This window comes from Mesorhizobium sp. P160219, from assembly GCF_057786095.1.
Map to the genome: position 1 here is coordinate 3,721,232 of NZ_JBYNWG010000001.1, position 14,967 is coordinate 3,736,198.

Below are 14,967 nucleotides of genomic sequence, written 5' to 3' on the forward strand. Positions count from 1 at the left end.
TCTCGTCCCTCCGACTTCGCGCGGAATAGTGCCAGATCGGCGGCTTTGACGAGATCATTCGGGCTCTCGTTCGTATTTGGGACCGGTGGCGACGCCAACGCTGTGCTTTGCGATAAGATCACGGATCCATTGATCAGATCTCAGGTATATTCTCTTTGAAGATCACCTGAAGTCGTGGTTGATGCGGTTCATAGTTCAGGTGCCTGACAGAGTGGCTTAAAATGTTGAGCGCTTCCCGCGCCTCGACGCGCGGATTTTGATCTATGACCGCATCGAGCGTCCCATCCAACAAAAGTTCCTTGGTGCCGTCTGTCACCTCGTGGCCGAGAAAGAGAATGTCTTTGGCGCGTCCACGCTCCTTGAGCGCCCGAGCGATGCCGGTGTTGCCGGCGCCGACATTGTAGATCGCGGCAAGATCGGGGTGCCGGTCCAGAAGCGCTGATGCTTCCGAATAAGCCTTCTCTCGGTCATCCAGCATTTCGCGCATCTCGACGATCTTGAGATTGGGCGACTCCTCGGTCAAGATGTGCCGGAATCCCATCTCGCGTTCCTCATGGCCGCGATAGGACAGCGAGCCGGCGAACAGCGCCACCTTGCTTGGGCGTTCCGATCCCATGAAGCGGTTGAGCAGATAGCCGGCCAGCCGCCCCGCGGCGCGGTTGTCTATGCCGATATAGGCCACTCTCGGAACATGCAGGATGTCGGAGGCGATGGTCACCACCTTGACGTCATTGGCTGACAGCGAGCGGATCGCCTCGCGCACCGTTGGATGATCCAGCGCGATCACGCCGACGCCTTGTGTCTGTCCACGCAATTCTTGCAGCAGGCGGGCGAGCCGGTCGGGGTTGAAGCCCTCTATGGTGGCGATGTGGACGTCGAGATCGGGGCGCGCTAGGGCCTGCGCTTCGATGTGTCGATGCAGCATCTTGATGAAGGAATTGGTGCCGGCCGGCAGAGCGAAGTCGAGACGGATGACCTCTCCGGGTGAGAGCCTGGGCGGCGCTCCGTTCGGGCCCTCCGCGATGTAGCCGAGGCGCTGCGCCATTTCGAGCACGATCTCACGCGTGCGCGCCCGCACACCGGGCCTGTTGTTCAGCACGCGGTCGACGGTGGCGGCGGAAACGCCGGCTTCCCGGGCTATGTCAGTCAAGGTGGAACGCACCGTCTTCATCTCCTCAATGCATCAGATCGCACAATGCCGCTAGCCCGTCCGACGGCCACAGCTGCCAGCCATCAGCGATTCTGATGGGAAATGATGTATCGAGCCTTAGCCGATGCGCAAGGAGGTTGGGCTAAATCGCGTCGCCCGGCGTGATAGTCGCGTGCCAGAAAGGCAGATTTCCCATCAAATCGAGGCATTGTGCCCGTGTGTCGACCTTTGCATGACGTATTTACTCCGCGGTTGCGGTGTTACGATGTATTTTGAGTATTTATGATGTTGACAGCCTTCCGGTGCTGCCGTCAATATCCCTCAATGGGCTCGTGGAGGAAACATCGGCCCTGAGGGAGGAATTCCAATGTCTGATTTGATCCGCATATCGCGACGCGACTTGTTGGCGTCCGGAGGAAAGGCCGCGGCGTTCGTGGCTGCGGCCGGTATCGCACCGCAATTCATCCGTCCCGGCCGTGCCGTTGCGGCCGACGCGCTGGCGCCAGGCATGGTCGGCGGCCCCACCGGTTTCGAGGGCGCAGAGCGCTATCAATATGGCGCCGACACGCCGGAAGGCCGTGCCGTTGAGGCGGCCAAGGCCTTGAAGGGAGCTGGCAAGGCACCGGCCAAGATCGTGCTTGGCCTGTCGGATGGCTCGATTGGCCAACTCACACAGCCTTTCCCTGCGGGTGCGCCGTCGATCAAGGAGCTGTGGGAAAAGGAGACCGGCATCCAGATCGAGATCGTCGGCCTGCCGAACGGCCAGGAATTCACCAAGACGATGCAGGACATCTCCACCAAGGGTGGGGCCTATGACATCTACTCGACGGAATGGAGCCGCCTCGGCGACCTTGCCGAGACCGGCGGCATCGCCAAGCTCGACGACTTCGTCGCCCAGTACAAGCCCGAATGGGACGATCCCAAGACCGGCTATGTCGACGGCGCCAAGGGCGTGTCGCTGCTCAACAAATATCGCGGGTCCAACTATGGCGTGTCGCTGGACGGCGACTTCCAGACCTGGGTCTACCGCACCGACCTGTTCGGCGACGCTGCCGAGCAGAAGGCGTTCAAGGACAAATTCGGCTACGATCTGGCGCCGCCGAAGACCTGGAAGCAGCACAGTGACATCGCGGGCTTCTTCCAGCGGCCCGACAAGGGCCTGTTCGGCTCCACCGACCTGCGCAACCAGGGCTGGGGCTACACCAACTGGTATCAGCGCTATGTCTCGATGGCATCGCCCAACCAGTTCCTGTTCGGCGACGACGGCAAGCCGCTGATCAATTCCGAGCACGGCATTGCCGCCACCAACGAATATGTCGGCTCGCTGGTTCATCACTCGCCGGACGCGATCTCCTGGGGCTGGCCGGAGCAGTATGGAAATTTCGCCAAGGGCGGCGCGGCGATGACCTGCGCCTTCTCGAACCTGCCGAAATTCCTCGACAATGCCGGCAACAAGGATTCTGCCGTCACCGGCAAGATCGGCTCGATGCTGCCGCCCGGCCGCGAAGTCGACGGCAAGCTGATCAGCCGTTCCGTGCTGTGGTTCTCGCTGACCGGCATGGTCTCGTCGCAGTCGAAAAACCAGGAGGTCGCCTACCTTTTGCTGCAGTGGCTGGGCTCCGCCCGCATCTATGCCTGGATGAGCGCCAATCCGGGCGGCTATCTCGATCCGTTCCGGCTCTCGGATTTCTCCGATCCGCTGGTGCGCCAGACCTACCACGCCTACCACATCGACGTGGTGCGCGAGACCGTCGCCCGCACGGTGCCGACGATCAACTATCCCGGCGCCACCGCCTTCCACAACGCATTGGACGAAAATCTGATGGCGTCGCTGACCAAGGCCAAGACAGCGGAACAGGCGATGGCCGACACGGAAGCGGAGTGGAAGAAGATCGCCCGCCGCATCGGCGAGGACAAATTGCTCGAAGCCATCAGGACGAACAAGGAGGCCTGGCCGACGGTTCTCGACCCGATCAGCTGATCCGTCTCCCTGGATCAGCGCTGGAGGGGAGGAGCATCTGTTCCTCCCCGCCGCAGTCAACGCCACCCGCAAAGCAGCCAGATGAAGCGTTCCGTCCCCTTCGAGATATTCCGCTACGCCGCGATCTTCGCGGCGATGGCGGTGACGCTGGTACCGATCCTGTGGATGGTGTCGATGGCCTTCAAGCCGATCGCCGAATGGTCGGCGACCGGCGCCGACCTGACATGGTGGCCGAAGAACCCGACGCTCGGCAATTTCCAGTTCGTCTTCGGCGAGTCCAACAACAATCTGATCGTGGCGCTCGACCGCACCGCGCTGAAGCCGATCCTGTCGTCGCTGCTGTCTTCGGTGTTCGGCACGGCGATCGCAATGTCGGCGGGCACGGCTGCGGCCTACGGGCTGTCGCGTTTCGGCTCCGGCCAGAACCTGCCGCTGGCGCTGATCCAGCTCAGGCTGTTTCCGCCAATGGCGGTGATGATCCCGGTCATGATCATGTGGGCCTTCCTGAACTTCACCGACAGCTGGTTTGGCCTGGCCCTGATCTACGGCATCGTCACCCTGCCGTTCGCTTTCTGGCTCATGAAGACCTTCTTCGACGACATGCCGCGCGAGATCGAGGAAGCGGCGCTTGTCGAAGGTTGTTCGCGGCTGCGCGTGTTCACGCGCATCACGCTGCCGATGATGCGCGCACCGCTGGCCAGCGCCGCCCTCTTCGTCTTCATCCTCAACTGGTCGGACTATCTGATCGCGCTGCTGCTGACGACGCGCGAATGGGTGACGATCCCCGTCTACATGGCCTCGCTGTCCTCCTCGATGACCGGGCAGCTCTATGGCGCCAAGGCCGCGCTCGGTCTTATCGCCGCGGTGCCGCCGGTCATCATGGGCATCGCCATCCAGCGCCATCTGGTGCGCGGACTGACGTTCGGCGCGCTCAAGCAATGAGCGCGGTGACCGTGACTGTCTCAAAGGACGCAAAGGCCGCGCTTGGCAAGCCCGCGCTGCGGGACGAGGGAGCGCGGCTGGGATTCCGGCTGACGCTGCCGGCGCAGGTTTTGGTGCTCTTCATCTCCGTCTTCCCGCTGCTGATGCAGCTCTACATCAGCGTCACCGACTGGTCGCCGCTCTCCGGCCTCGGCTGGTGGAACGCATGGGAGATGTGGAACAGCTTCGCCAACTACACCGACCTTGCCGCCGATGCGCGCTTCTGGAGCGCGCTGAGGCGCACGGCCATCGTCATGGTCGTGTGCGTGCCCGTCGAATTCCTGCTTGGCCTGGCATTGGCGACGCTGTTCGCGGACGATTTTCCGGGCAAGCGGATCTTCTATTCGATCCTGCTGATGCCGATGATGGTGGTTCCGGCGGTGGCCGGCTACATGTTCTTCATGCTGTTCCAGTCGGGCGGGCCGCTGAACGACATCCTGTCGGCACTCAGCGGTTCCCGCGTCACCATCGCCTGGCTGTCTGACCCCACACTGGCGCTGATCGCGGTGATCATCGCCGATATCTGGCAGTGGACGCCGCTGATGTTCCTGATCCTGCTTGCCGGCCTGGTCGGCGTGCCGCAGGACCAGATCAAGGCGGCGACCCTGCTCGGCGCCAACCCGTGGCAGCGCTTCGTCACCATCGTGCTGCCGAAGATGAAGACGATCATCATCATCGCGCTGGCGATCCGCGTCATCGAGAACTTCAAGATCTTCGACACGCTCTACATCATGACCGGCGGCGGCCCCGGCGTCGCCACGGAGACGATCTCCGTCTACATCTACAAGGTCACGACGCAGGACCTGATCTGGGGCTATGTGGCGGCGATCGCGCTGGCCATCCTGGTCGTGCTTTCGATCGTTGCCGTATTCGCCATGAAGCGCATGGCGCGGGCAAGGCTGGTGCCGGCATGAGCGCGATCCAGCTGCGCAACCTGGTCAAGACCTTTGGCGAGTTCACGGCGCTGAAGACCATGGATCTCGACGTCGCCGATGGCGAGTTCATGGCGCTGCTCGGGCCTTCGGGCTGCGGCAAGTCGACGACGATGAACATGATCGCCGGCATGGAAGAGCCGACCAGCGGCAAGATCCTGTTTGGCGAGCGCGACATGGCCGGCGTGCCCATGGGCCGCCGCGGCGTCGGCTTCGTTTTCCAGAACTACGCCATCTTCACCCACATGACGGTGCGCCAGAACCTTGCCTATGGGCCGCGGATGCGCGGTGCGGCGAAAGCTGAGATCGACCGCCGCGTCGGCGCCACCGCCGAGCTGCTGCAGTTGACGCCGCTGCTCGACCGCAAGGCCGACCGGCTCTCGGTCAACATCCTGCAGCGGGTGGCGATCGGGCGCTCGGCAATCATGGAGCCGGCGATCTTTCTGCTCGACGAGCCGCTGTCCAATGTCGACGCCGCCTTCCGGGCGGTGATGCGGACCGAGCTCAAGCAGCTGCAGCGCCAGTTCAGGCAGACGATGGTCTACGTCACCCATGACCAGCTCGAGGCCATGACCATGGCCGACCGCATTGCCGTCATGGATCACGGCGTGCTGCAGCAGGTGGGAACGCCGCTGGAAGTCTACAACAATCCCGCCAACGTCTTCGTCGCACGCTTCATCGGCGCCCCGGGCATGAACCTGCTGAGGGGGAGGCCGGCGGAGAGCGATCGGGGCCTGGTGGTCGATCTCGGGCCGCTGGGGGTCACGCCGACGCTGCCGGATGAGCTGGCCGCCACCTTGCGCGGATCGCGCTCCGAGGTGCTTTACGGCTTCCGGCCCGAACAGGTGTCGCTGGTGCAGAGCGGGCAGGGCCTCGCCATGCCGGTGAGCTTCGTCGAGCGGATCGGCGCGAGGACCGTCGTCCATCTCGGCGATGGCGAGACCGCCGTGAAGGCGGTGTTCGACAATAATGTCGGACTGTCGATCGGCGAGCTTGCCGTCGTCGCCCCCGTGGCATCGTCCGTGCGTGTCTTCGATGCCCGCAGCGGCATTGCGACGAAGGCAGGTTGACATGGCCGATATCGTCTTTCGGAATGTCAGCAAGCGCTACGGCACGACGCTCGCCGTCGACGACGCCTCGTTCACCGTCAATGACAACGAATTCTTCTGCTTCTTCGGGCCGCCGCTGGCGGGCAAATCGACAATCCTGCGCCTCGTGCTCGGGCTGGAGACGCCTGATGCCGGAGAGATCCTGATCGGCGGCAAACCGGTCAACACCGTCTCGCCGGCCGAGCGCAATGTCGCCATGGTGTTCCAGAACCTGGCGCTGTTCCCCCATATGAGCGCGCGCGACAATGTGCGTTTCCCGCTGGTCGAGCGCAAGGTCGCCGAGGCCCAGGTCGAGAAGCGTGTCGCCGACGTCGCCGCCAAGCTCCACATCGGCCATATCCTGCACAAGCCGCCGGCGCAGCTTTCCGGTGGCGAGCGGCAGCGCGTGGCCATAGCCCGCGCCCTGGTGCGCGACCCGAACGCCTATCTGATGGACGACCCGATCTCTGCGCTCGATGCGCGGCTGCGCGAGGAAACGCGCGTCGAGCTCAAGCGCATCCAGCGCGAACTCGGCAAGACGCTGATCTACGTCACCCATGACCAGGAAGAGGCGATGTCGATCGCCGACCGCATCGCCATTCTGGAGAATGGCAGGATCCGGCAGATCGGCGCCCCGTCCGAGATCTACGACCGCCCGGCGAACACCAATGTGGCGCGACTGCTTGGTTCGCCTGTCATGAACATCCTCAAAGCCGTGCGCGGCGACGGTGGCATCGAGGCCGCCGAAGGCGCGGTCAGCATCGACGATCGCGCTGCTCCGGCCGACGCGATCGAAATCGGGCTGAGGCCGGAGGACATCAAGGTCCGGCCCTGGGTCGACGGGGGCGTTGGCCGCCCGGCGCGCGTATTCGAGGTCGAGCCGCTTGGCGGCTACACGGTGGTAACGCTCGCCGCCGGAGAGGCGCGGCTGAAGGCGCTGCTGCGCGGCCAGCCCGACATCAGGCCGGATGCGGCGGTAGCGATATCCTGCGAGCCGGCCCGGGTGCATTATTTCGGGCAGGACGGAGGCGCGTTGGCGAGATGATCGCGGCTGCGAAAACAGAATTGCGGGAGGAAGACATGGCGAGCGAAGGCTTCGAGCCGGACGTGAAGGTCCGCACGAAAGAATACCGTATCGGCTGCATCGGCGCCGGCATGATCATGGCCGAGTGCCATCTGGCAGCCTATCGCGAAGCGGGGTTCAACGTGATGGCGATCGCCTCGCGGACCCGTTCCAATGCGCAGAAGGTCGCCACGCGTTGGGACATCCCGACCGTGCACGACACGCCGGAACAGCTGATCGAGGATTCTGAGGTCGAGATCGTCGACTTTGCCTTTCCGCCCGACCAGCAGCCGGCGCTGATCCGCCATGCGCTGAAGCAGCCTCACATCAAGGCGATCCTGGCGCAGAAGCCACTGGCGCTGTCGGTCGATGAAGCCGTGAAGCTGCGCGACGAAGCATCAAAGTCCGGCAAGATCCTCTCGGTCAACCAGAACATGCGCTACGACCAGTCGATGCGCGTCTTGAAGCAGATCATCGACAGCGGCGCACTCGGGGACATCGTCTTCGCGCAGATCGACATGCATGCCATCCCGCACTGGCAGGCTTTCCTTCAGGACTACGACCGGCTGACGCTCGCCAATATGAGCGTGCATCATCTCGACGTGCTGCGCTTCCTGTTCGGCGATCCCTCGGAAATCACCACGCTGACACGCAAGGACCCGCGCACGACATTCGAGCATAGCGACGGCATCACCGTCTCGACGCTGCGCTTTCCCTCCGGCGTGCTCGCCGTGTCGCTGGAGGATGTCTGGTCCGGACCGCGCCAGGAGGGCTATCTGGACGACCAGCACATCAACTGGCGCGTCGACGGCACCAAGGGTGTCGCCAAAGGCACGATCGGCTGGCCGAAAGGCGCTGCCTCGACGCTGACCTATGCCTCGACCGAGACGACCGGCGGCGAATGGGTCAGCCCGAGCTGGGACACGATGTGGTTCCCGCATGCCTTCATCGGCGTGATGGAGCAATTGCAGCATGCGGTAAAGACAGGCGCGCCGCCGGCGCTCTCCGTCGCCGACAACGTCAAGACAATGGCACTGGTCGAGGCCGGCTATCGCTCGATCCACGAGGGCCGCACCGTCAAGCTTTCCGAAATCTCGATAAAATCAGCCAACTGAATCGCTTACAGGGAGGAATTCACATCATGATGCAGGCAGGTATTTTCACGGGCTATTTCCCGTACGGCCTCGAAGAGACGGCAAAGAAGATCCGTGCACTCGGCTTCAACACAGTGCAGCTCGACCTGCATTTTAGGGATATCGATCTGTCGGCCGGGCAGATCACTGAGGAAAAGGCCAAGCAGGTGCGCGACGTCTTCCGCGACAACAACCTGCCGGTCTGCTGCATCTCGGGCTACACCAACATCATCCATCCCGACAAATCCGAGCGCGACAAGCGCGTCGGCTATCTCAAGGAGATCATCCGCAACGCCCGCAGCTTCGGCTCGCCCTACGTGATCTCCGAGACCGGTACCTACAACACCGAATCCGACTGGGTGCATCACCCGAAGAACAAGACCGAGGAAGGATTCGAGGAATGCCGCAAGGTGATCGCCGAGCTTGCCCAGACCGCCTATGACCATGGCGCGGTCTTCCTCCTCGAGACCTACGTCAACAACGTCGTTGGCTCGGTCGAGGAGACGGTGAAGATGTTCGCCCACGTCGACCATCCCGGCCTCGGCCTGCTGATGGATCCGACCAACTATTTCGAAACCCACAACATCGACAGGATGGACCAGATCCTGAACCAGGTGTTCGATACGCTGACCGACAAGATCAAGATCGCGCATGCCAAGGACGTCAAGCGTTCGGGCAGCGACAAGTCGGAAAAGCATGCCGACATCGGCGACGAGGATGCGATGGAGAGCCACACCTTCCGCGGCGTCGGCGAGATCGAGCTGCCGGCGCCCGGGCTGGGATCGCTGAATTACGATCTCTATCTGCAGCGGCTGGCGGAAAAGCACCCAAACATCCCGGTCATCATCGAGCATCTCTCGGAAGACGACGTGCCGCGCGCGAAGAAATTCCTCGACGGGAAGTTCCGCGCCAACGGCCTGTGAGCGCCGGTTGCGCCGCCGGCGCATGGCGGCGCAACTCCAACCAAGGGAGGAATGAATGTTGAAATTCGCATTGAAAGTGGCTGCCGCGGCAACGCTGGTGGCCGGGGTCTCCTTGAGCCTGCCGGCATTCGCGCAGGACGGCCAGAAGACCTTCTATCTGCTGTCGCATGGTGGCCCTTCGGACGCGTTCTGGATCGACTGGAATGCCGGCGCGACCAAGGCCTGCGACCAGCTCAAGGTGACCTGCAAGATCTCGTTCAGCGGCGGCGACATGGCGGCGCAGAAGGAGGCTTTCAACTCGGCGCTCGCCGCCAAGCCGGACGGCATCGCCACCACCTCGGCTCAGCCCGGCCTGTGGACGGAGGAGGTGAAGGCCGCCAAGGCCGCCGGCATACCGATCGTGTTCTTCAACACCGACGATCCGGCGACCGGGCGGCAGGCCTATGTCGGGGCCGACCTCAGGGAAGCGGGCGTCATCTGGGCCAAGTATCTCGTCGACCACAAGATGGTGAAGCAGGGCGACAAGGTGTTCCTGCCGGTCGAAGTGCCGGGCGCCAGCTACCAGCAGCTCGAGACCGAGGGCATCGCCAGCGTCTTCGATCCGCTCGGCATCAAGTACGACGTGGTCGATTGCGGCACCGACCCGGCCGGCATCATCGCCAAGATGACCGACTACATGGTCGCCAACAATCCGCCGGCAATCATTGCACTGGGCGATTCCGTGGCAGCAAGCATCAAACGCGTCTTCGACGGGGCCGGTGTGTCGGCCGGCAAGGTCCCGGTCGTCGGCTGGGGCAACTCAAAGGAGACGGCCGAGGCGGTCAAGTCCGGCTTCGTCAATGCTGCGGCCTGGCAGTACCCGTCGGCGCAGGGCTTCATGCCGGTGGCGCTGCTCGGGCTTGCGGCCTCTGGCGAGCCGATCGGCTACGACATTCACACATTCAGCCTCTACGACGCCTCGAGCGTCGAGCCGATCCTGAAACTCTACAACAAGTGACGACAATCGGCGCCCGCCGCGAAATGGCGGGCGCCGGACGAAACGCATGATCCTGACAGATATGGCAATCACAGCAGACGACGACACGCAGCGAGCGAAGGGCAGGTCTGCGCTGCTGCGTTCGCCGCAATTCTCCTCGCTCATCATCCTCATCGTGCTGCTCGTGGTGTTCGCCATCGCCGACGGCAACTTCCTGTCGCCGCTCAACATATCCAACATGATGGCGTTCCTGCCCGAGCTCGGCATCATCGCTCTCGGCATGACGCTGCTGCTGACGGCGGGCGAGTTCGATCTGTCGGTCGGCGCCGTGTTCGGCCTTGCGCCCGTCGTGGTGATGCTGCTGGTGCAGAATGGCGGTATCGACATCGGCGTCGCCCTCCTGGCCGGGCTTGTGCTGTGCATCGCGATCGGCGCCATCAACGGGCTGATCGTCACCAAGATCGGCATTTCCTCGTTCCTGGTCACGCTGTCGATGCTGCTCGTCGTGCGCGGCGCGGCGCTCTACATCACGCAGGGATTCCCCCTGAAGTCGTGGGACCAGCCCGGCTTCTTCGTCACGCTGCTGGCCGGCAGCTTCAATGTAGGCTCGTTCCGGTTCTACATCTCGCTCTGGTGGTTCATCGGCCTGTCGCTGCTGGCGATTTACATCCTGCGCTACGCCAAGCTCGGCAACTGGATCAGCGCCATCGGCAGCAACCGCAACGCAGCGGTGGCGCGCGGCGTGCCGGCCGACGCGGTCAAGATCTGGCTGTTCATCCTGACCTCGGTGGTGGCCGGGCTGGCCGGCATGATCAGCGCGTTCCGGATTTCGGCCGCCTCGCCGGTGGCCGGCACCGGCTACGAACTCGAAGTGATCGCCATGGTGGTGGTCGGCGGCACGGCGCTCACCGGCGGGCGCGGCACCATCCTCGGCACCATCGTCGGCGCGCTGATGCTGCGCGCCATCCGCAACGGCATCGTGCTGATCGGTGTGCCGGGCTTGGCATACAACATCTTCGTCGGCGTCATCATCCTCGCCATGCTCATCCTGCACGCTTTGCTGCAGAAGAACGCCGCAAGGAGCTGAGGATGGAAGTGCTGCGTCTGCAAGACCTGCAAAAGTCCTTCGGCAACGTGCGTGCGCTGAAGAACGCCTCGTTCGCCCTCAACGAAGGCGAGGTGGTTGCCCTGCTTGGCGACAATGGCGCCGGCAAGTCGACGCTGATCAAAGCGATCTCCGGCGTCTTCCCGGCCGATCACGGCGACATCTTCGTGCGCGGCGAGAAGGCGTCGATCCGCTCGACGCGCGACGCGATGGACCTCGGCATCGAGACTATCCATCAGGACACATCGCTCGCGCCGGACCTCAGCATCGCGCGCAATCTTTTCCTGGGCCGGGAGCCGGTCAATTTCGGCTGGCTCGGCGTGTTCGCGCCCCTCGACCTCGCCAAGCTTCGCAACGCCGCCTCGGCGCTGCTGAAGCGGGTCGGCATTTCGAAAAAGCTCGATGCAGATGCGCTGGTGAGCACGCTCTCGGGCGGTGAGCGGCAATCGATCGCGATCTCGCGCGCCATGCAGTTCGCCGCCAAGGTGATCATACTCGACGAGCCGACCAACAATCTTGGCGTCGAGGAAACCCACGGCGTGCTGCGCTTCGTCAAGGAGGTGCGCGACGCCGGCCACTCGGTGCTGCTCATCACCCACAACATCCACCACGTGTTCCAGGTCGCCGACCGCATCATCGTCATGCGCCGCGGCGAAATCGTCGCGGAACAGACGGTCGCCGACACCGACCTGTTGACGGTGGAAAGCATCATCACCGGCGCCGACATGTCGGCCTTGCTCAAGGAGGCGAGGGCAAAGTGAAGGACGTCGCATGGTAGAGCTTTACGGCAAGACGCTGTCGCGAAGGCAGGTGGCTGAGCGGTCCGGCATGCTGTCGCAGTTTGCCGGTGTGCGGCTGATGACGCTCGGCGACGGCGTGGAGCGCGGCATCCGGATGCTCGAGTTCCGCACTGGCTCCGGCCTGCGCTTCACGGCGCTGGTCGACCGGGCGCTTGATATCGCCGATTGCGACTTCCGGGGCCAGGCGATCGGCTGGCATTCGCCGAGCGGCTTTCGCCACCCCGGACTGCACGAGCATGAAGGGGAGGACGGTTTCGCCTTTGGCCGGTCGTTCTCGGGGCTGCTCGTCACCTGCGGCCTCGATCATATACTGGGCCGGCAAGACGTGCCGGCCGAAAGCTACAATTATCCCGGGCGCAAGCGGGTATTGCACTCGCTGCATGGCCGCATCGGCACCGTGCCGGCGCGGCTGACCGGCTACGGCGAGGCCTGGGACGGCGACCGCTGCGTGCTGTGGGCGGAAGGCATTGTCCAGCAGGCAACCGTGTTCGGCGAGGATCTCCATTTGCTGCGCCGCATCGAGGCCGATGTCGGCGGCAGCGAGATCCGGCTGTCGGACCGCGTCGTCAATCATGGTTTCAGCCGCACGCCGCACATGTATTTCTATCACGTCAATGTCAGCCATCCCTTGCTCGACGAGGGTTCGCGCTACCTGGCGCCGATCCGGGATGTCGTCTGGGCGGCGCACGCCGGCGATCGTTACGAGGCGCAGAAGGTCGGCTACCGAACCGTGCCGGCGCCGCAGCTGGGATTCAGCGAGCAGGTCTGGGAGCACGAGCTTGGCGCCGATGCGGCGGGCGAGGTGCCGGTGGCCGTCGTCAATGACCAACTGGGGCTCGGCTTCGAGGTCGTTACCCGCAAGGATCAGCTGCCCTGCACCTATCAGTGGCAGAACTTCCAGGCCGGCCTATATGCATTGGGGATCGAACCCTCGACGCATCATGTTCTGGGCAATCTCGCCGCGCGCGAACGGGGCGAGATGATCTGGCTGGACCATGGCGAAAGCCGCTCCTATGACGCCATGTTCCGGGTGCTCGACGGTGCCGGCCAGATCGCCGAAGCGGAAGCGAGGATAGGGTCGATCGCCCGGCAGCCGCAACAGGATTACCCTGCGCCGTCGGGCGCTTTTGCGAGACTGCAGGCGTGACCGGCTTGAAACACACGATCGGTTGCCCCGGCGGGCGGGAAGTGCGCCGGAATACGGAAGCAGGCGCGGCCCGGCCGACCCCAAGCGGCCCTTGCGGAGCGCAGGCGGGAAAGCGGAGATGACGATGACGGCAAGCAGGAAGCGTGACTACAGCCTGGTCGGTGAAAGCACCAAGCGCGCCATCGAGACCGGATTGGCTTCGGCCGAATGGTATCACACCGATGTCCCGCGCAAGGCGATCAAGGAGTTGATGCAACGCTCCGACGGGCCGGCGATCCGCGACACGATCATCTGGGTCGCGGCGATCCTGCTGTCGGCCGCCGGCATCGTATGGTTCTGGGGCACGTGGTGGGTGGTGCCGTTCCTGTTCGTCTATGGCGTGCTTTACGGCTCGTCGAGCGACTCGCGCTGGCACGAATGCGGCCACGGCACCGCGTTCCGGACGCGCTGGATGAACGATGTCGTCTACCAGATCTCAAGCTTCATGCTGATGCGCAACCCCGTGCAATGGCGCTGGAGCCATGCCCGCCATCACACCGATACTATCATCGTCGGCCGCGATGCCGAAATCGCCGTCATGCGCCCCCCAGATCTGCTGCGGGCGGCGCTCGCCTTCACCGGTATTCTCGATTTCCGCTATTCGCTGCCGGCGCTGGTGCGCCAGGCGTTCGGCAAGCTGTCCGATGAAGAGAAGAGCTATATCCCCGAGATGGAGCAGCACAAGGCGGTGATCGCTGCGCGCTGGCATGTCGCCATCTATGCGGCGACAGTCGGGCTGGCGTTGTTCACCTGGTCGCTGCTGCCGCTGGTGGTGATCGGCCTGCCGCGCCTCTATGGCAGCTGGCACATGGTCCTGACAGGGTTGCTGCAGCATATCGGCCTGGCCGACAATGTCGTCGACCACCGGCTGAACACGCGCACCGTCTACATGAACCCGGTCAGCCGCTTCATCTACTGGAACATGAATTACCACGTCGAGCATCACATGTTTCCGATGGTGCCCTACCATGCGCTGCCGAGGCTGCACGAGCTGATCAAGCACGACCTGCCGGCGGCGAACCCGTCCATGTGGCATGCCTATCGCGAAGTCTGGCCGGTGCTGCTGAAGCAGCTGCGGTACGAGGATTATTTCCTCAAGCGCGAATTGCCGCCGACGGCGCGGCCCTATCGCGGTGAATTTCACCAGGTCGATATGTCGGCGGCGGCCGAATAGCGATCGCGAATTTTGCCGGACCGGAGATGGCCGACTGGATTGAAGCGTGCGCGGTGGACGACATCTCGGAAGAGGATGTCATCCGCTTCCATCTTCGCGGCCGCACCTTCGCGGTTTGCCGCTCGCCCGATGACGAGTTCTTCGCCACCGACGGATATTGTACGCATGAGAAGGCGCATCCGGCCGAAGCGCTGGTGATCGACGACGTCATCCAATGCCTTGAAGCATATTGGCCGCTTCAATTGCGGCCGGCCAGGCCAAGGGCGCGCCGGTCTGCGTCAATCTCGCGATCTATCCGGCGAGAATCGAGGCCGGCAAGGTGATGATCCAAATCTGACGCGTGGTAACCCGGTCCAGCACCGCGTTTAGCAAAGCAGAGTGACGTTTTCATGAGCCGAAAGAGACCGACCGTCGCGATCTGCGCGCGATGAAGCGCCAGCTGACCATGCTGCGCGTGCTGACCATGGACGTAGCC

The 14,967-nt window shown here is 63.5% G+C and carries 13 protein-coding genes and 1 pseudogene; 13 read left to right on the top strand and 1 reads right to left on the bottom strand.

Annotation, left to right across the window (positions count from 1 at the left end; all coding sequences use genetic code 11):
* Positions 1-133: 133 nt before the first annotated feature.
* Positions 134-1,162 carry a LacI family DNA-binding transcriptional regulator gene (locus tag AC3EMP_RS18065; protein ID WP_352712428.1) on the bottom strand — a complete coding sequence of 343 codons (1,029 nt, stop codon included), beginning with the start codon at positions 1,160-1,162 and terminating at the stop codon, positions 134-136.
* 355 nt (positions 1,163-1,517) lie between these two features.
* Between AC3EMP_RS18065 and AC3EMP_RS18070 the strand changes: the two genes are divergently transcribed.
* From AC3EMP_RS18070 to AC3EMP_RS18130, 13 genes and pseudogenes are all read left to right on the top strand, one after another.
* Positions 1,518-3,131 carry an extracellular solute-binding protein gene (locus tag AC3EMP_RS18070; RefSeq protein ID WP_352712430.1) on the top strand — a complete coding sequence of 538 codons (1,614 nt, stop codon included), beginning with the start codon at positions 1,518-1,520 and terminating at the stop codon, positions 3,129-3,131.
* An 81-nt stretch (positions 3,132-3,212) separates the two neighbouring features.
* A complete protein-coding gene (locus AC3EMP_RS18075) occupies positions 3,213-4,073 on the top strand; it encodes a carbohydrate ABC transporter permease (RefSeq protein WP_023669474.1) in 861 nt (286 codons plus the stop codon).
* Positions 4,070-5,026 (top strand): carbohydrate ABC transporter permease, encoded by a 957-nt coding sequence (locus AC3EMP_RS18080; RefSeq protein WP_023834197.1) that lies wholly within the window; start codon positions 4,070-4,072, stop codon positions 5,024-5,026. Before AC3EMP_RS18075 ends, AC3EMP_RS18080 begins: the two co-directional genes overlap by 4 nt.
* A complete protein-coding gene (locus AC3EMP_RS18085) occupies positions 5,023-6,114 on the top strand; it encodes an ABC transporter ATP-binding protein (protein ID WP_352712432.1) in 1,092 nt (363 codons plus the stop codon). The genes AC3EMP_RS18080 and AC3EMP_RS18085 overlap by 4 nt, the downstream gene beginning before the upstream one ends.
* 1 nt (position 6,115) lies before the next feature.
* Entirely contained in the window at positions 6,116-7,177 is a 1,062-nt protein-coding gene (locus AC3EMP_RS18090) for an ABC transporter ATP-binding protein (RefSeq protein ID WP_352712433.1), read from the top strand.
* A gap of 35 nt (positions 7,178-7,212) precedes the next feature.
* Positions 7,213-8,310 carry a Gfo/Idh/MocA family protein gene (locus tag AC3EMP_RS18095; protein ID WP_352712435.1) on the top strand — a complete coding sequence of 366 codons (1,098 nt, stop codon included), beginning with the start codon at positions 7,213-7,215 and terminating at the stop codon, positions 8,308-8,310.
* A 26-nt stretch (positions 8,311-8,336) separates the two neighbouring features.
* On the top strand, positions 8,337-9,251 hold the full coding sequence (locus AC3EMP_RS18100; protein WP_352712437.1) for a sugar phosphate isomerase/epimerase family protein: 915 nt from the start codon (positions 8,337-8,339) through the stop codon (positions 9,249-9,251).
* Positions 9,252-9,306: 55 nt separating this feature from the next.
* Positions 9,307-10,248 (top strand): sugar ABC transporter substrate-binding protein, encoded by a 942-nt coding sequence (locus tag AC3EMP_RS18105; RefSeq protein ID WP_023689426.1) that lies wholly within the window; start codon positions 9,307-9,309, stop codon positions 10,246-10,248.
* Between the two features lie 61 nt (positions 10,249-10,309).
* The gene (locus AC3EMP_RS18110; protein WP_050592942.1) at positions 10,310-11,314 is read left to right on the top strand and encodes an ABC transporter permease; all 1,005 of its coding nucleotides are present in this window, start codon (positions 10,310-10,312) and stop codon (positions 11,312-11,314) included.
* Positions 11,311-12,093, top strand: coding sequence for an ATP-binding cassette domain-containing protein (locus tag AC3EMP_RS18115; RefSeq protein WP_488494733.1), 783 nt, complete (start codon positions 11,311-11,313; stop codon positions 12,091-12,093). The genes AC3EMP_RS18110 and AC3EMP_RS18115 overlap by 4 nt, the downstream gene beginning before the upstream one ends.
* Positions 12,094-12,103: 10 nt before the next feature.
* Complete coding sequence (locus tag AC3EMP_RS18120) at positions 12,104-13,279, top strand: aldose 1-epimerase family protein (protein ID WP_023715439.1); 1,176 nt, start codon at positions 12,104-12,106, stop codon at positions 13,277-13,279.
* Between the two features lie 118 nt (positions 13,280-13,397).
* Positions 13,398-14,492, top strand: coding sequence for a fatty acid desaturase family protein (locus AC3EMP_RS18125; protein ID WP_352712441.1), 1,095 nt, complete (start codon positions 13,398-13,400; stop codon positions 14,490-14,492).
* 26 nt (positions 14,493-14,518) lie between these two features.
* A pseudogene (locus AC3EMP_RS18130) lies at positions 14,519-14,829 on the top strand (Rieske 2Fe-2S domain-containing protein).
* The last annotated feature ends 138 nt before the right edge of the window (positions 14,830-14,967 follow it).

What these genes read in the sequence shown, in the direction of transcription:
- AC3EMP_RS18070 (WP_352712430.1), top strand. Translation starts at nt 1,518, where the DNA reads ATGTCTGATTTGATCCGCATATCGCGACGCGACTTGTTGGCGTCCGGA.
- AC3EMP_RS18075 (WP_023669474.1), top strand. Translation starts at nt 3,213, where the DNA reads ATGAAGCGTTCCGTCCCCTTCGAGATATTCCGCTACGCCGCGATCTTC.
- AC3EMP_RS18080 (WP_023834197.1), top strand. Translation starts at nt 4,070, where the DNA reads ATGAGCGCGGTGACCGTGACTGTCTCAAAGGACGCAAAGGCCGCGCTT.
- AC3EMP_RS18085 (WP_352712432.1), top strand. Translation starts at nt 5,023, where the DNA reads ATGAGCGCGATCCAGCTGCGCAACCTGGTCAAGACCTTTGGCGAGTTC.
- AC3EMP_RS18090 (WP_352712433.1), top strand. Translation starts at nt 6,116, where the DNA reads ATGGCCGATATCGTCTTTCGGAATGTCAGCAAGCGCTACGGCACGACG.
- AC3EMP_RS18095 (WP_352712435.1), top strand. Translation starts at nt 7,213, where the DNA reads ATGGCGAGCGAAGGCTTCGAGCCGGACGTGAAGGTCCGCACGAAAGAA.
- AC3EMP_RS18100 (WP_352712437.1), top strand. Translation starts at nt 8,337, where the DNA reads ATGATGCAGGCAGGTATTTTCACGGGCTATTTCCCGTACGGCCTCGAA.
- AC3EMP_RS18105 (WP_023689426.1), top strand. Translation starts at nt 9,307, where the DNA reads ATGTTGAAATTCGCATTGAAAGTGGCTGCCGCGGCAACGCTGGTGGCC.
- AC3EMP_RS18110 (WP_050592942.1), top strand. Translation starts at nt 10,310, where the DNA reads ATGGCAATCACAGCAGACGACGACACGCAGCGAGCGAAGGGCAGGTCT.
- AC3EMP_RS18120 (WP_023715439.1), top strand. Translation starts at nt 12,104, where the DNA reads ATGGTAGAGCTTTACGGCAAGACGCTGTCGCGAAGGCAGGTGGCTGAG.
- AC3EMP_RS18125 (WP_352712441.1), top strand. Translation starts at nt 13,398, where the DNA reads ATGACGATGACGGCAAGCAGGAAGCGTGACTACAGCCTGGTCGGTGAA.